Here is a 15,052-nt window from a genome sequence, read left to right on the forward strand (position 1 = left end):
GATCCATGCACGTGAACGAGCAGACGCTTCCCGAGTTGGGTGTGCCCGTCCCGACCTACCGTCGGGACGACGTCTCCGTCGGCATCGTGCACTTCGGTGTGGGCGGATTCCACCGCGCGCACCAGGCGATGTACGTAGACCGGCTCCTCGAACAGGGGAAGGCGAAGGAATGGGGTATCTGCGGCGTCGGGGTGCTCCCCGGTGATCGCCGTATGCAGGAGGCGCTCGCCGTCCAGGACCACCTGTACACGCTGGTGCTCACCCACCCCGACGGCACCTGGGAGCCGCGGGTGATCGGCTCCATCGTCGACTATCGTTACGCCCCAGACGATCCCGAGGCGGTCATCGAGCTCCTCGCGGCCCCGACCACCCGGATCATCTCGCTGACCGTCACCGAGGGCGGTTACAACATCCGTCACGACACCGGTGAGTTCGACGTCGACGATCCGGCCGTGCAACACGATCTGCGGTCCGGCGAACCCCCGGCCACCGTCTTCGGTCTCGTCACCGAGGCTCTCGCCCGGCGCCGGGAGCGGGGGCTGCGCGCTCCGACGGTGATGTCGTGCGACAACATCGAGGGCAACGGAACCGTCGCGCGTCGCGTCTTCACCGAATACGCGCGCCTTCTGAATCCCGATCTCGCAGAATGGATCACCGAGCACGTCCGTTTCCCCAACTCGATGGTCGACCGGATCACCCCGGTGACCACCGACGAGGTGGTCTCGGCGCTCTCCGAACGCTTCGACGTGCAGGACCGCTGGCCGGTCGCCGCCGAACCCTTCACCTCCTGGGTGCTCGAGGAGGACTTCGCCGACGGACGACCGCCCTTCGAGGATGCGGGAGTCCAGATCGTCGACGACGTCGCTCCCTACGAGCTGATGAAGTTGCGTCTGCTCAACGCCGGTCACCAGGGACTCTGCTATTTCGCGTATCTCATGGGATACCGCCTCGTCCACGAGGCCGCGCAGGATCCGCTCCTCGCCGGATTCGTCCGTGCGTACATGGACACCGAAGCGACACCGACCCTGAAACCGGTGCCGGGCATCGATCTCGACGAGTACAAGACCACCCTGATCGAGAGGTTCGCGAACCCCGAGATCCGGGACACGATCGCACGCCTGTGCGCCGAGTCGTCCGATCGCATTCCGAAGTGGCTGGTGCCCGTGATCCGGGAGAACCTTGCCGCCAATGGGCACGTGCGGTTGTCCGCGGCGATCGTCGCTTCGTGGGCGCGCTACGCCGAAGGTATCGACGAACAGGGACAACCGATCGAGGTGGTCGACCGGCTCGCCGACACGCTCGTCCCGATCGCGCGAGGACAACTCACGCATCCCACCGCCTTCATCGAGAACGCCGAGGTCTTCGGCGATCTCGCGCAGAACCACCGTTTCGTCGACGCCTACACCTGGGCGCTCAACGCCCTGCACAGCGACGGCGCACGCGCCACCCTGAAGGAACTTCCGGGGGAGCCGGAATGAACGGCCACGCCCTCGTCGTCGGAGAAGCCCTCGTCGACATCGTCCACCGCGGCGGCGCCGAACCCGTCGAGCACGTGGGCGGGAGTCCGCTCAACGTCGCGCTCGGTCTGGGCCGGCTCGGCCGGCCCGTGCAGTTCACGACACGCGTCGGCACCGACGCCCGCGGACGGCGGATCGTCGATCACCTCGCGGCCTCCGGGGTGTCGCTGACGCCGGGGAGCGCAGCAGCCGAGCGCACGGCAACCGCGCAGGCGGAGATCGACGAGAAGGGTTCCGCGACATACGAATTCGACATCGTCTGGGATCCTGTCGAGCCGCCGCCGTCGGTGGACGCCGTGCTCGTGCACACCGGGTCCATCGCGACGGTGCTCGAACCCGGCTGCGATCTCGTCGCCGAACTCGTTGCGCAGCAGGCGGGAACATCCACGGTGAGCTTCGATCCGAACGTCCGACCGGCGCTGATCGACGACCCGGCGCGCGGACGGGAACGGATCGAACGTCTGGTCTCGCTCGCCGACGTGGTCAAGGCCAGCGACGAGGACCTGACGTGGTTCGCGCCCGATCGTAATCCCCTCGACACCGCGCGGGATTGGCTCTCGCGAGGGCCGGCGATCGTTGCGGTGACCCGTGGAGAACAAGGTGCGGTGGCGCTGTGCGCGGCCGGGACCGTCGAGGTACCCGCCGTGCGGGTCGAGGTGGTCGACACGGTCGGCGCCGGCGACGCCTTCACCACCGGTCTGCTCGACGGATTGTGGACCTGCGGTCTCCTCGGGGCCGACCGTCGGGAACGACTGCGTGGCATCGGGATCGACGATGTGCGCGATGTGTTCGACATCGCCGCGTGGACGTCCGGTCTGACGGTGGCCCGCGCCGGTGCCGACCTGCCCACGCTGGCCGACCGCACCGCGGCCCGGGAGGCGGCGCGATGACGCTCGTCGCCGGGATCGATTCGTCCACCCAGTCCTGCAAGGTCGTCGTGTGCGACGCCGACACCGGGGCCGTCGTGCGCGAGGGTCGCGCTCCCCATCCGTCCGGCACCGCGGTCGACCCGCTGGAGTGGCGTGCTGCCTTCGAGCGGGCGTGTTCGGAAGCGGGCGGACTCGACGACGTCTCGGCGATCTCGGTGGGAGCGCAGCAGCACGGCATGGTGTGCCTCGACGAGCGCGGCGACGTGGTCCGCGACGCGTTGTTGTGGAACGACACGAGATCCGCAGCGGCAGCGACCGATCTCGTCGACGAGGCCGGTGGCGCGGGCGCGTGGGCCGAGGCCGTGGGGGTGGTCCCGCTCGCCGCGATCACCGTCGCGAAGGCACGCTGGCTCGCCGACCACGAACCCGGCAATGCCGACCGCACGGCGGCGTTGTGCCTGCCGCACGACTGGCTGACGTGGACGATGCGCACCGACCGCGACCTCGACCGGCTCGCCACCGATCGCAGTGACGCGAGCGGCACCGGCTACTTCGACGCATCCACCGACACCTACCGACACGATCTGCTCGAACAGGCCCTGCGCCGGCCGAGCCCATTCCTCCCTCGGGTCGCCGGGCCGGCCGAGAGTGTCGGGGAGACGGTCGCCGGTGCCCTGCTCGGTCCGGGGGCCGGCGACAATGCGGCGAGCGCGCTGGCTCTCGACGTCCGCGAAGGCGATGTGGTCGTCTCGATCGGCACGTCGGGCGTGGTGTGCGCGGTGTCCACGACACCGGCCCGCGACGCAGACGGTTACGTCGCGGGATTCGCCGACGCGACCGGCCGGCATCTGCCACTGGTGTGCACGCTCAACGGGGCCCGGGTACTGGACGCCACCGCGACGATGCTCGGGGTCGACCACACCGAGCTCACGCGGCTCGCATTCTCGGCGCCGGCCGGCAGCGACGGACTCGTGCTGGTCCCGTATCTGGAAGGGGAGCGTACCCCGAACCGTCCCGGCGCGACGGGCGCCCTGCACGGGCTGCGGCTCGGAACGGCGACGCCCGCGCATGTCGCCCGCGCGGCGTTCGAGGGCCTGCTGTGTTCGCTGGCCGACGGCATCGACCACATCCGGGCGCAGGGCACCGAGGTCCGGCGGGTGCTGCTCGTCGGCGGTGGGGCGCGCTCGCAGGCGGTGTGCGAGATGGCGCCGGCGGTGCTGGGCATGCCCGTCGACGTTCCCGAACCAGGGGAGTACGTGGCGCGGGGCGCGGCCCGGCAGGCGGCGTGGGTGCTGCGCGGAGGCGACGAGCCTCCCACCTGGGAACCCGAACCGAGCCGCCACTACGAGGCCGACCCGGCCCCGCACGTGCGGGAGCGTTACGCGGAGGTGCGGGACCTGACCGACCGCTGAAGCGCAGTGCTCAGGGAAGGTCCTCGATGCGCAGGCCCAGGTGGGCGGCGAACTGCCCTGCCAGGGCTACGGCCTGGTGGGCGTCGATCGTCGCGCCCTTCATCCCGCCCATGTTGCGGATCGTGTCGATGCGCAGGCCACGCAGATCGACCTGGTCGAGGGTCGCGCGGTCGACGTCGAGAACGCCGACGGAGCAGTCCTCGAAGGCGACGCGGGTGAAGGTGCCCCCGCCCAGGTCCAGTTCGTCGACGATGCAGCCGCGGAAGAGCACGTCGCGTCCCGCGGCGGCCCGCAGATTGACCAGGCCGAGTTTCGAATCCGCGATCGTGACACTGCGCAGATCCGCGTCGAAGAGGTCCAGCGCACCGATCCGGCTGTCCCGGATGTGCACGCGGTGCAGGCTGCTGCGCGGCGCGAACAGATTCGGTGCCTGCATGCGCTCGACCAGGGTGTCGCGCAGGCGTGCGCTCGTGAGGTCGCTGTCGGCGACGATCGGTGTGACGAGCGAACATTCGGACAGGACGATCCCCGTCAGATCACGGCCCGTCAGGTCCGTGTCGGTGTAGCGCACGCTCTCGAAGATCCCGTGCGCGAGCAGCTCGTCGCCGTCCGCGTCGGTGAGGACACCGAGGTCCGGAGCGTCGATCCTCGGCGGGTGGGTGGTGGAACGAGCAGCCATGGTTCTCGGGGCCTCCGGATCGGTCGGGTGTCTGCCGTTCAGCTTCCCAACCCGTCGGGTTCGGGGGAACGTGGGGGACAAGCCCGTCCCCGAGTGCGATGTGCTACTCGGTTATGCGGGTCGACGCTGCTGGGCTGCCCGCGCTCGGTGCCTGCGCACAGCGGCGCGGTTCGCGCAGCGCATGGAGCAGTACTGCTGGCGACCGTTGCGGGTGATGTCGACGACCACGGCCGAGCACGGGTTGGTCGGGATGTCCGCTGCGGCGCACCGGTGGAGGCGGTGCATTCCACGAGTGGTGAGGTGCAGTGCCGTGCCGACGCTGATCACCGCGCGCAGTACGTCGGGGAGCGGTTGGACCTCGTCGCGGTAGTGCAGGTGCCACCCCTCGCCGTCGTGATCGGTCAGCCGGGGATAAGCCGCTGCGGCGGCCATCTGCTCGTTGAGCAGGCGCGCACGTTCCCTGGGGTCGGACGCGTCGACGACGGCGAGCCAGTCGTCTATGACCTCACGGGTGCGCTGATGGTCGTCGGGCGCGGTCGGGAAGTCCATGGTCATGCCCACTTCGCGCGTACGGGCCATGATGCCGGTCCGATCGTCGGGCCAGTCGCCGGCCAGCGACGCCGCGAGGAGGACTGCATACTCGCCGTAAGGGTTGAGATGCATAAGGGCATTACATCATGGTGGTGGGCATGACCGCCATCGAAGCTCGGAACCCACAGGAATGCCCGACCTCGACCCGTCCTCACGAACACGCATGGAGTGTGGAGTCGAGCCACGCCACGTCGATCGGACAGGTGCTGTACGTGCGCTGTGTCGGGTGCGGGACTCGGCGTGTCGATCTCGGCGCGGCCCCGTTCGTTCCGCCGTCCACGCTGAGTGCCGAAGTGTCCCAGCATGATTGAAACATCGTTCGAGAACCGGGTATGCGCCGGTGCTCGTCAGAAGTCGCCCTCGGCGACCTGGAAGCACACCAGTCCCATCCGTCGCCACATGCGCACCACCTGATCGCGATCGTCGAGCACCGCGATGATGCGATAGCGGTGCCGGATGTGACGGTCGAACAGCTCGGCCTTGACGATCGAATCCTTCCGGTTGTCGCCGGCCGGACGCATGTACAGCTCGTCGTAGGGGATGTCGTGCCGGGCGAGCCACTCCTCGGTTTCCGGTCGGCACACGCCGTCGCGTCCCGAGAGCAGCACGATCGCCGCCCTGTCGGGTGCGGCGGCGAACCCTCGCACCGCGGCCTCGACCGCCGGGGAGACGGTGTCCTCGCCCACCCTGTGCCAGTGGAAGGGACTCCGGTCGCTCATGTGCGCGAGCGTTCCGTCGATGTCGACGAGCCAGGCCGCCGGCAGCGTCGGATCCTCGACGTATCGCGCCGGTGGTGGGGGCGCGGTGCTCGGCGGCCGGTGCCGTTGCCGCCCCGGTTTCCTGCGATCGCGCGTCTTCTTCGTCACGGACGATGTATACCCACTCCGACGACTACGTGTGCATGCGCCCGGCCCGCGAGAGGGACGAAGATCGTGCCGCCGGACCAGCGGGTCCCGGAGACGACCGGCGAGGCGGCATCGCGGATCCGTCGGCTCGGCGCCACGGCCACGCGACCGAATGCGAAATGTTCTGTCGGACAACACGTGCCATGATTCCTGGGCGCATCAATGCCGATGGGGGATCCAGCAGTCCGGACACCCGGGCGAACGCTGTGCCCACCTTCGTGTCGTATGCGGCTGCCGCGTGCACCATCGGTACGTATGCATTGCCGATCCTCGTCTTCGGGTCCCGCCGGCCCTCGACACCGGGGAACGCGAGATCGCCACCGGTGGACATCGCCCAGGCATCGTCGACGACACGCGCGAGCTTCCGCTGCACGGCAGCGGACGGCCCGTGGTCGTCGAGGAGACGGCCCATCGCGGTGGCTTCGAGAGCGGCGACCGTCATCCCTTGGGCATAGATCGGATCGAAACTGCAGAATGCATCGCCGAGGACGAGGAATCCGTCGGGAAATCCGTCGAGAAGGTCGTAGCGATGCCACGTGCTCGCCCGGAAGCGATACCGGACGACATCCTCGACCCATTCGGCATCCGCGATCGCGTCGTACACGTCCGGGTACCTCAGGGACCGTGCGAATTCGAGATAGTCCCTCCGGGTCGCCGGCACGGTTTCGCCACGGACCCCGATCAGGGCCACCATGCACCGATCTGATTCGAGGGTGAGCAGGGCGGCACCGCGTGGATGTTCGGGCGTGGGCGCCATGACGATGCCCCGGTCGCTGCCGAGTGCAACCGAAGACGCACGGAACACCGCGGTGGCGTAGCCGACATCGAGTTCGACGGTGTCGACCCGGGGCTGCGGGCAGCCCTGTCTCCCGAGCCATTCGGAGGCGCGGGATCCGCGTCCGGTCGCATCGACGACGAGGTCGGCATCGAGCACCTGCTCGGCGCTTCCGTCGGCATGGCGGATGATCCGCGCACCGACCACCCGGCTGCGGTCCGCGGTCGCGACGAGACCCGCGGCATCACACCGTTCGACGATCTCGACGTTCGCCAACGCGGCCACACGGTCACGAATCCGGCGCTCCAGCAGCGAACGGCCGGCTGCCAGTACTCGAAGACCGCTCGGCCCCTGACGAATCCGGTGACCACTGAGAATCCACCGTACGTCGCCCAGGTGGTCGAGGGTGGGAACGCCTGCAGCGGTCAGCTCCTGTGACAACCCGGGGAACATCTCCTCGAGGAGTTGCTGTCCCCGTGAGATCAGCACGTGGATGTGCCGTCCCTGGGGCACCCCACGGCGTGGTTCGTTCGTGGACGGCAGCCGGTCACGATCGATCACCGTCACCTCGGCGAACCTGTCCGACAGGACACGGGCCGCCGACAATCCACTCATGCTCGCGCCGAGAACCACGGCGCGCTCTCCGATCGACATGATCACACCTCCTCCTCGGAATCGATCGTCGCTGCGGAAGGTGCTCGGTCGACAGGCCGGAACCTGCTCACATGTGCTCACGGCCGGACGGTGCCTCGCCGTACACCTCCAGATCCCACAGCCATCCGACGACGCGGGTGACGCCGCGGGTCAGATGTCGGCGGTACGTACTGAACGGCAGCCCGAGTCTGGCTGCCGCTGCTTCCTGTGTTGCTGCGCCGCGCACGTACGTGCGGTCCACCGCGCGGAAGAGCTTGTCGTCCCGAGGGTCGCTCGCCAAGGAATCGATCGCCTCACGAAGGAGCGCGCGCAGCACCACCGGATCGGGATCGTCGGGAGAGGACCGTTTGTGGAGGACCCTCGTGTGCAACAGGGGATTACGAGAGAGGAGATCGGGCCGACGGAGGTCGTGCAGCGCATTTCGGACCGCCTCCGCGAATTCTTTCTCCGACAGCGCGAGAGGCAGGGACATCGTGGGCTCGGGACCGCTGTGCCCCTGAGCCAGAGCACGATCGGTTACGACGGTGAGCCACTCGTCGACATCCCGACGGCGGAAGTCGTGAGCGAACAGTCCGTAGTGACGATCGCCGACCGTGAAATCCGCTCCTTCGGCACGGGGGAGATCTGCGACCGCGAAGTACTCGTTCCACCGGTCGGGCTCCGCCAGCGCCAGGAAGTCCCACGACAGATGCGGCAGGGTGAAATAGCGCTGGAAGGTGAGCACCGGAACCGAGTTCATTGTCGGAGAAGGATTCTGGTAGTCAGCGCGGTCGATGACGATGCGTGTGATCGCGACACACTCGCCGGGACGGGAAGGCGCTGTTCGCCGGGCGAAATCCCACGCGGCTCGCGTCGCCGGGTCGGCACGGACATCGTCGGGTGACGCTCGCGAGAGTTCCAACAGACCGAGCACACCACGTATCGATCCGTCGGTGTCGCGCAACACGAAGAAACCCTCGGGTTGTCGCTCGAGCCATCGTCGCGCGTGCACCGCGGATTCGTCTCCCTCCGACGTCCGCACGAGATCGACGATCGCGGAGTGATCGGCCTGCTCCGCACGTTCGGGTTGCGCGCTTCCCCACGACTGCCAATCCACCGGCGACAGCACACCGGGGAGATTGCGGAACACGAACTTCAAGTCCACGATGGCCTGCTGCTGTTCGCATTCTCCTGCAGAATCGAGACCGCGGCGAATGCCCTTCCACACGCGGTGGAAGGTGTACCGGTAGGCATCGGGATCGCGCCAGCGCAGATCGGCGTCGAGGACATCGCGTGCCAGATCGTGGGGAAACAATCCGTCCGGCCCTGCTTCGACGAACGACAGCTCACGGAGCCATTCGAACTCGGCGTGTGCATCGGTGAGCTCGAGGGCGTCACGCAGCAGGGCTTCGGTGGTCACCCGGGCGAGCGCACACACTTCCAGGGCGCGGCGATGTGCGATCCCCGGCTCGGTATCGAGAAACCGTCGGAGCAACATCCCGACGAGATCCGGAGGCCACGGCACACGTACATCGCCTCCTCGGGCGAAGACATCCGTGAGCAGACCGAGCCCGAGCGGATGTCCGTGCGTTGCCCCGATGATCTCGTCGTGCAGTTCCTCGGGAACCCGCGCAGCGGTGAGGTAGGCAGCGCTCGTAGCGGGGTCGAAATTCCTGAGAGACACGATCCGGAGCAGATCACCCCAACCCGGATCGGTGCGCCATCCTGCGGAGGGCGGCGACCTGTCGGCGATCACCGTCAGCGTCGTCGCAGGAAGACCGGGAAGAAAGTCGGTTCGGATCCAGTCGTCGAGCACACGTAGCCGCTCGTACGAGTCCAGGAGAAGCACCCTCGGCCGGTCGCCGATGCGACGATCGACCGACGCGAGGACCGAACCGGGCGACGCATCCGTGTTGCGCCCGTCGATCACCGTCACCGCGCGACGGCTCCGTTCCGCAAGATCGGAGATCGCGCCGAGCAAGCAGGTCTTGCCGATGCCTCCCGGACCGTACAGGTACAGCACGGCGATCGAGGGTTCGGGGGAGTCCAGTGCGGAGCGAACGATCTCGAGTTCGGCATCGCGACCGACGAACACACGTCGCGCCCGTGCGGCGAGACGATCGCTGAGAGGCCGTGAGGACCGCGAGGCGCTCCCCATGCCACCCGATACTACGCCCGGGGGACCTACACCTAACGGTCGGGCAGTCCGACGAGCCGTGCGCTCTCGCGCCACGACCGTTCGGCCTGCTCGTCGCTGCGAGCGAGCACCGACGGTTCGCCGCGGCGCAGTGCGAGATAACCCCGGCCGTCCGGAACGTCGATGTCACCGAGAACGAGGTCTGCGAGCGTGTTCCCGGCTTCGGTCTGCGTGTTGAAGGTGTCCTGCACGATGCGGAGGAACATGCCGGCCCGCGTCCCGAGGCCGCGCCACGCCAGTCGCATCGGAGTGGGGAGTGCTCGTGCCAGACCGGTTCCGAAGACCTGGCCGGGATCGAAGGCGACCGCGGTGATCCGTCCGGCTCGAACCGTGTCGTTCTTCGACAACCTCCGCATCGTGAGGACGGTGCACAGTTTCGAGGCGGTGTAGGCGTGCTGTCCGGCCTTGCGGGGATGCGTATCGAGGTCGGGATCCCGTTCAGGGTGGGCGAGCAACCCGGCGTCGCCATGTCGTGGCGGTACCAGTCCCGCACCGGTCGCGGGGTCGCGTGTGCCGCTGGTGGTCGCAACGACGACGGCTCGGTCCGCCAGAGCCGGAAGCAACTGGCGCAGCAGCAGGTAGTGGGCGAGATGGTTGACGACGAAGGTCGTCTCGAAACCGTCGACGGTCCGCGCGGCGACGTCGCTCCGGATCATCCCGGCGTTCAGCACGAGCCCGTCGATCCGGTCGCTCCGCTCGCGAACCGTCGCCGCGAAGGTACGAACGGAATCGAGGGAGGACAGATCGAGCGGTAGTGCCTCTCCGGTGGATGCGGCGTGCCGGGCACTGTGGACGAGGCGAATCCCGTCTGCGCCCGGGATCCGTTCGGCGGCGATCGCCCCGAAACCCGACGTGCCTCCGGTCATAACCGTTGGGGCATGCGTTCCCCCTACGAGCACGGGAGCCCTGCGGCTCGGCCTGCGAGTGCGCACGGCGATGAGAATCCGGGCCGGACAGGGTCTGCCTTCGTGACAGTGGAACACATTCGACGACACGAGGAGTCACGATGCCCAGGATCACTCCGTGGTTGTGGTTCGACATGAACGCCGAGGAGGCCGCGAACTTCTACATCGGCATCTTCCCCAACTCCGAGATCGGTGAGATCACCCGCTACACCGAAGAGTCCACCGGAGGCGACATCCCGGTCCCACCGGGAACTCCGATGACGGTCGAGTTCTTCCTCGACGGTCAGGTCTTCTACGGACTCAACGGGGGACCGCAGTTCCGGTTCTCCGAAGCGGTGTCCTTCCAGATCGACTGCGCCGATCAGGAGGAGGCCGACCACTACTGGTACGCGCTGACCGCCGACGGCGGCGAGGAATCCGCCTGCGGATGGTTGAAGGACAAGTACGGCCTGTCGTGGCAGGTGGTACCGAAACGGCTGAACGAACTGCTCGCCGACCCCGATCCGGAGGTCGCGAAGCGCGTGACCGCCGCGATGATGAAGATGCGCCGGATCGACGTGTCGGCGCTGGAGGCCGCCGCGCGCGGCTGATCGGCGCCCGAGCGCTGCGGTACGTTTCGGTGCATGACCACTCGCACCCAGCGGCTCGACGACCTGCCGTTCACCGGCAGACATCGCCGCCTGCTGACCGGCTCCGGCGTGGGCTGGGCCCTCGACGCCATGGACGTCGGGTTGATCTCGTTCGTCATGGCAGCCCTGGCCGTGCAGTGGGATCTGTCGTCGACGCAGCTCTCGTGGATCGGATCCATCGGCTTCGTCGGCATGGCGATCGGTGCGTCCCTCGGTGGTCTGCTCGCCGACCGCATCGGACGCCGGCAGGTCTTCGCCGCGACGCTGCTCGTCTACGGTCTCGCGACCGGCGCGGCGGCGTTGTCGACCTCGGTGGCGATGCTCATCGTCCTGCGGTTCGTCGTCGGACTCGGTCTCGGCGCCGAACTGCCGGTCGCGTCGACGCTGGTCAGTGAGTTCGCGCCCCGCAAGGTGCGAGGACGCGTGGTCGTGGCCCTCGAGGCGTTCTGGGCGGTCGGCTGGCTCCTGGCCGCTCTCATCGGTTATTTCGTCGTTCCCACCGGCGACGACGGGTGGCGGTGGGCGCTCGCCGTCGGGCTCGTCCCGGCTGCCTACGCCCTCGTCGTCCGGTTCGGCCTACCCGAATCGGTGCGCTATCTCGAGAGTCGCGGACGGCACGCGGAAGCCGAGGCGATCGTGCGCGACTACGAGCGCTCGGCCGGGGTCACCTCCGTGCCGGACGATGACGAACAACCCGGCCGACCTGTCGCCCAAGTCGAGCGTGTACCCCGGGGATCGGTATGGGCGCCGAACCTACGCCGCCGCACCGCGGCGCTGTGGATCGTGTGGTTCGGCATCAACTTCTCGTACTACGGCGCGTTCATCTGGCTGCCGAGCCTGCTCGTCGCGCAGGGCTTCGACCTGGTCACCTCGTTCGGCTACACGCTGCTCATCACGCTCGCCCAGCTACCGGGCTACGGGGTCGCGGCGTGGCTGATCGAGGTGTGGGGACGTCGCCTGACGCTGGGGGTATTCCTCGTAGGGTCGGCAGTCTCGGCGGGATTGTTCGGGCTCGCCGAGACTCCGGGAACGATCGTCGCGGCGGGTATGGCGCTGTCGTTCTTCAACCTGGGCGCATGGGGTGCCCTGTACGCGATCGGACCCGAGTTGTATCCCACGCCGGTGCGGGGCGCCGGCACCGGTTCGGCAGCGGCCTTCGGGCGGCTCGCGTCGATCATCGCACCGCTGCTGGTGCCGGTGCTGCTGGGCGCCGGTGGCAACGGTCTCGTCTTCGGTGCGTTCGCGGTGTCGTTCGTCGTTGCCGCGCTCGCGGCATTCACGCTGCCCGAGCGGGCCGGGACGGTTCTCGACGAGAGGTGACGTCGGGAACCGCCCAGGCCGGTGCTCAGAGACGCTCGCGCAGTTCGACCTTGCGGATCTTGCCCGAGGCGGTCTTCGGCAGGGCACCGAAGACGATGCTGTCGGGAACCTTGAAACCGGCGAGCTGCGAACGCACATGCGCGCGCAGTTCCGCTTCGTCGGCACTCGCGCCGCTGCGCAGTGCCACGTAGGCGACGGGACGTTCGCCCCACTTCTCGCTCGGCGCCGCGACGACGGCGGCCTCGAGAACGGCCGGATGGCTGATGAGCGCCGCTTCGACCTCGACGGACGAGATGTTCTCGCCACCGGAGATGATGACGTCCTTCGCGCGGTCGCGGATCTCGATGTAGCCGTCCGGATGCATGACGCCGATGTCGCCGGTGCGGAACCAGCCGTCCGGCACGGCGCGGGCGGTCGCGTCCGGGTTGTTGTAGTAACCGAGCATCACGTTGTTGCCGCGCAGCGCGATCTCACCGGTCGTCTCACCGTCGGCGGGAACGTCGGATCCCATCGGGTCGACGATGCGGAGTTCGCCGGCCACGACGTTGCCCACGCCCTGCCGCGAGCGCAGCCGTGCCTTCTCGTCCTCGGGGAGGACGTCCCATTCCGAACGCCACTCGCAGATCGCCGCCGGGCCGTACGTCTCGGTGAGCCCGTACAGGTGCGTGATGTCGAGTCCGAGCGCGGTGCACCGCTCGATGAGGGCGGGCGCCGGCGGTGCGCCACCGATCGCCGCGACGACACGATGGTCGATGCCGCCCGCATTCGGGGCGTCGACCAGCGACGCGAGAACGGTCGGCGCGCCGCACAGGTGCGTGACGTTCTCGGTGCGCACGAGATCCCAGATCCGCTCGGGGTCGACCTTGGGCAGGCACACGTGCGTGCCACCGGCTGCTGTGACGGCCCAGGTGAACGTCCAGCCGTTGCAGTGGAACATAGGCAGCGTCCACAGATAGGTGGATCCGCTGTCGAGCCCGAAGTGCGCGACCATCGCCAGGGCCTGCAGGTAGGCGCCGCGCGCGTGGTACATCACGCCCTTCGGATCACCCGTCGTGCCGGACGTGTAGTTCAGGGCGATCATGGTGCGCTCGTCGGCGAGCGGCACGCACCGATGACGGGCGGCGGCGAGCTTGTCCTCGTAGTCGTCGCCGACGACCGTGATCGACGGCAGATCGGCCGTGGCCTCGCGGGCCAGGTCGGCCAGCGACTCCTCGACGAGCAGGACCCGGCTGCCCGAGTGCTCGAGAATGAACCGCAGTTCCGGCGCGGTGAGGCGCGTGTTGAGCGAGACGAGCACGGCGCCCGCGTAGAGCACACCGTAGTGCGCCTCGAGCATCAGCGAGGTGTTCGGCGCGAGTACTGCGACACGGTCGCCGGGCTCGACACCGAGAGCGTGCAGCATGCCCGACTGTCGCAGGCACCGATCGCGCAATTCGGCATAGGTGCGACGGATGTCGCCGTCCACCACTGCGAGGTCGTCACGGAAGACCCGGGCGGAACGGTCGAGAAATGCCGTGGGCGTGAGTGTTTCGAAACTGAATTGCTCGGTCACGTCTGTCGGTGCTCCTTCGGATTACGTCGCGCACGCACTCCCCATCGCGAACGATGATGCGCACACCTCCCCGTGTGCTGTGAGGGCGATGACCATTCTTCCAAGAGCCGTTACCGATCTTGAACAGGGTCCACCCCTTTTCCGTACCGGCTGAACGCTCCGTCTGCCGTTGACCGGACCCGGAATCCGGCGTTCACTGAGAGGCACCGTGCTCGTCCACGAGAGAAGGCGAGTGGTATGAGTGCTCGGCAGAACGAAGCCCGCCGAACCTCCCGTCCGGCGCGGCGGCCGACCGCGACGCGCGCGAGGGCCACGGAGACGGAGACTCCCGTCGAGCCTGTGCGGACGCGCAGCCGTCGACCTCGCGAGCCCGAGCCCACCGCGCGGCGTCGCACCCGCGAACCCGAACCCGCTGCACGGCGTCGGGACCGCGACCCCGGAACCGGCTCGCGGCGCACCTCGACCCGAACCTCATCCCGATCGACCACTCGGACATCGACCCGTTCGGACGCCACGCCCCGCTCTCGTGTGAAGCCGGCGCCTCCGAAGGGGAGACGACGTCCGCGTCCGCCGGCGAACGACGCCCGGGCAGGGAAACCCACCCGCCCCGGACGTGAGCGGACACGATCCGAGCAGACCCGACCCGAGCAGGCACAGCCGGAACCCACATCGCTCCTCGAGAGGTTGAAGGATGCGCTGCGGGCCGGTGTCCGCAGCGCACTGGCCGAACTCCGGGGACTCGGGGCGAGACTGATCCGGAAGATCCGCGGATGGGTGGACTCGCTCCTCGGCGAGGTCACCAGCGGCGGCGTGGGATTGCAGGCGGTCCTCGCCGGCATCCGAGCCGCGCTGGAGGGTCGCAATCCGGCCCTCGCCGCGCTGGGCGGGCTGATTTCCGGACTCAGCACCAAGGCGAAGATCGGCCTGGCCGTCGTGATCACGCTGGTGCTGCTGCTCGGACCGGTCCTGCTCGTGCTCCTTCTGCTGGCCGTCCTCGTCGCGGTGGTGATCAGCGCCGTCCGGTCCGCGGGGGACTGATCTGCCGGAACGACCGGTCCGTCTGCCGTG

General features: G+C 68.4%; 13 protein-coding genes. 6 read left to right on the forward strand and 7 right to left on the reverse strand.

The genetic code is table 11. The features are described 5' to 3' along the window. The first annotated feature begins 5 nt into the window (after positions 1 to 5). From KXC42_RS05990 to KXC42_RS06000, 3 genes are read left to right on the forward strand one after another with little or no spacing between them, the layout of a single operon-like run. Positions 6 to 1,478 carry a mannitol dehydrogenase family protein gene (locus KXC42_RS05990; protein WP_006550636.1) on the forward strand — a complete coding sequence of 491 codons (1,473 nt, stop codon included), beginning with the start codon at positions 6 to 8 and terminating at the stop codon, positions 1,476 to 1,478. Next, the gene (locus KXC42_RS05995) at positions 1,475 to 2,407 is read left to right on the forward strand and encodes a carbohydrate kinase (RefSeq protein ID WP_064060665.1); all 933 of its coding nucleotides are present in this window, start codon (positions 1,475 to 1,477) and stop codon (positions 2,405 to 2,407) included. Before KXC42_RS05990 ends, KXC42_RS05995 begins: the two co-directional genes overlap by 4 nt. Beyond that, positions 2,404 to 3,798 carry a xylulokinase gene (locus tag KXC42_RS06000; RefSeq protein ID WP_024103316.1) on the forward strand — a complete coding sequence of 465 codons (1,395 nt, stop codon included), beginning with the start codon at positions 2,404 to 2,406 and terminating at the stop codon, positions 3,796 to 3,798. Before KXC42_RS05995 ends, KXC42_RS06000 begins: the two co-directional genes overlap by 4 nt. A gap of 10 nt (positions 3,799 to 3,808) precedes the next feature. On the opposite strand, the gene KXC42_RS06005 is transcribed toward KXC42_RS06000, so the two are convergent. From KXC42_RS06005 to KXC42_RS06030, 6 genes are all read right to left on the reverse strand, one after another. Continuing rightward, positions 3,809 to 4,477, reverse strand: coding sequence for a pentapeptide repeat-containing protein (locus KXC42_RS06005; protein ID WP_039586358.1), 669 nt, complete (start codon positions 4,475 to 4,477; stop codon positions 3,809 to 3,811). 111 nt (positions 4,478 to 4,588) lie between these two features. After that, complete coding sequence (locus KXC42_RS06010; protein ID WP_219130024.1) at positions 4,589 to 5,140, reverse strand: CGNR zinc finger domain-containing protein; 552 nt, start codon at positions 5,138 to 5,140, stop codon at positions 4,589 to 4,591. 275 nt (positions 5,141 to 5,415) lie between these two features. Next, positions 5,416 to 5,934 (reverse strand): polynucleotide kinase, encoded by a 519-nt coding sequence (locus KXC42_RS06015; protein ID WP_219130025.1) that lies wholly within the window; start codon positions 5,932 to 5,934, stop codon positions 5,416 to 5,418. Positions 5,935 to 5,959: 25 nt separating this feature from the next. After that, positions 5,960 to 7,402: an NAD(P)/FAD-dependent oxidoreductase gene (locus KXC42_RS06020; protein ID WP_257606040.1), complete on the reverse strand. Its 1,443-nt coding sequence runs from the start codon at positions 7,400 to 7,402 to the stop codon at positions 5,960 to 5,962. Between the two features lie 67 nt (positions 7,403 to 7,469). Continuing rightward, entirely contained in the window at positions 7,470 to 9,539 is a 2,070-nt protein-coding gene (locus KXC42_RS06025; protein WP_219130027.1) for an ATP-binding protein, read from the reverse strand. A 32-nt stretch (positions 9,540 to 9,571) separates the two neighbouring features. After that, on the reverse strand, positions 9,572 to 10,444 hold the full coding sequence (locus KXC42_RS06030) for an SDR family NAD(P)-dependent oxidoreductase (RefSeq protein ID WP_219130028.1): 873 nt from the start codon (positions 10,442 to 10,444) through the stop codon (positions 9,572 to 9,574). Between the two features lie 140 nt (positions 10,445 to 10,584). Here KXC42_RS06030 and KXC42_RS06035 point away from each other — a divergent pair, with 140 nt between their 5' ends. Both KXC42_RS06035 and KXC42_RS06040 read left to right on the forward strand, forming a co-directional pair. Continuing rightward, entirely contained in the window at positions 10,585 to 11,073 is a 489-nt protein-coding gene (locus KXC42_RS06035; protein ID WP_193903343.1) for a VOC family protein, read from the forward strand. 33 nt (positions 11,074 to 11,106) lie between these two features. Further along, positions 11,107 to 12,432: an MFS transporter gene (locus KXC42_RS06040; RefSeq protein WP_064852914.1), complete on the forward strand. Its 1,326-nt coding sequence runs from the start codon at positions 11,107 to 11,109 to the stop codon at positions 12,430 to 12,432. A 25-nt stretch (positions 12,433 to 12,457) separates the two neighbouring features. Here KXC42_RS06040 and KXC42_RS06045 read toward each other — a convergent pair whose 3' ends face one another. Then, entirely contained in the window at positions 12,458 to 13,984 is a 1,527-nt protein-coding gene (locus tag KXC42_RS06045; protein ID WP_006550623.1) for an acyl--CoA ligase family protein, read from the reverse strand. 684 nt (positions 13,985 to 14,668) lie between these two features. On the opposite strand from KXC42_RS06045, the gene KXC42_RS06050 reads away from it, so the two are divergent. Then, positions 14,669 to 15,022 carry a hypothetical protein gene (locus KXC42_RS06050; RefSeq protein WP_006550622.1) on the forward strand — a complete coding sequence of 118 codons (354 nt, stop codon included), beginning with the start codon at positions 14,669 to 14,671 and terminating at the stop codon, positions 15,020 to 15,022. Positions 15,023 to 15,052 lie beyond the last annotated feature (30 nt).

The sequence above is a fragment of the Rhodococcus sp. LW-XY12 genome (assembly GCF_019317345.1).
GTDB classification, from domain to species: domain Bacteria; phylum Actinomycetota; class Actinomycetes; order Mycobacteriales; family Mycobacteriaceae; genus Rhodococcus; species Rhodococcus pyridinivorans.

Coding starts and splice junctions, on each gene's coding strand:
- KXC42_RS05995 (WP_064060665.1), top strand. CDS start 1,475: ATGAACGGCCACGCCCTCGTCGTCGGAGAAGCCCTCGTCGACATCGTC.
- KXC42_RS05990 (WP_006550636.1), top strand. CDS start 6: ATGCACGTGAACGAGCAGACGCTTCCCGAGTTGGGTGTGCCCGTCCCG.
- KXC42_RS06005 (WP_039586358.1), bottom strand. CDS start 4,477: ATGGCTGCTCGTTCCACCACCCACCCGCCGAGGATCGACGCTCCGGAC.
- KXC42_RS06030 (WP_219130028.1), bottom strand. CDS start 10,444: ATGACCGGAGGCACGTCGGGTTTCGGGGCGATCGCCGCCGAACGGATC.
- KXC42_RS06020 (WP_257606040.1), bottom strand. CDS start 7,402: ATGTCGATCGGAGAGCGCGCCGTGGTTCTCGGCGCGAGCATGAGTGGA.
- KXC42_RS06025 (WP_219130027.1), bottom strand. CDS start 9,539: ATGGGGAGCGCCTCGCGGTCCTCACGGCCTCTCAGCGATCGTCTCGCC.
- KXC42_RS06035 (WP_193903343.1), top strand. CDS start 10,585: ATGCCCAGGATCACTCCGTGGTTGTGGTTCGACATGAACGCCGAGGAG.
- KXC42_RS06010 (WP_219130024.1), bottom strand. CDS start 5,140: ATGCATCTCAACCCTTACGGCGAGTATGCAGTCCTCCTCGCGGCGTCG.
- KXC42_RS06040 (WP_064852914.1), top strand. CDS start 11,107: ATGACCACTCGCACCCAGCGGCTCGACGACCTGCCGTTCACCGGCAGA.
- KXC42_RS06000 (WP_024103316.1), top strand. CDS start 2,404: ATGACGCTCGTCGCCGGGATCGATTCGTCCACCCAGTCCTGCAAGGTC.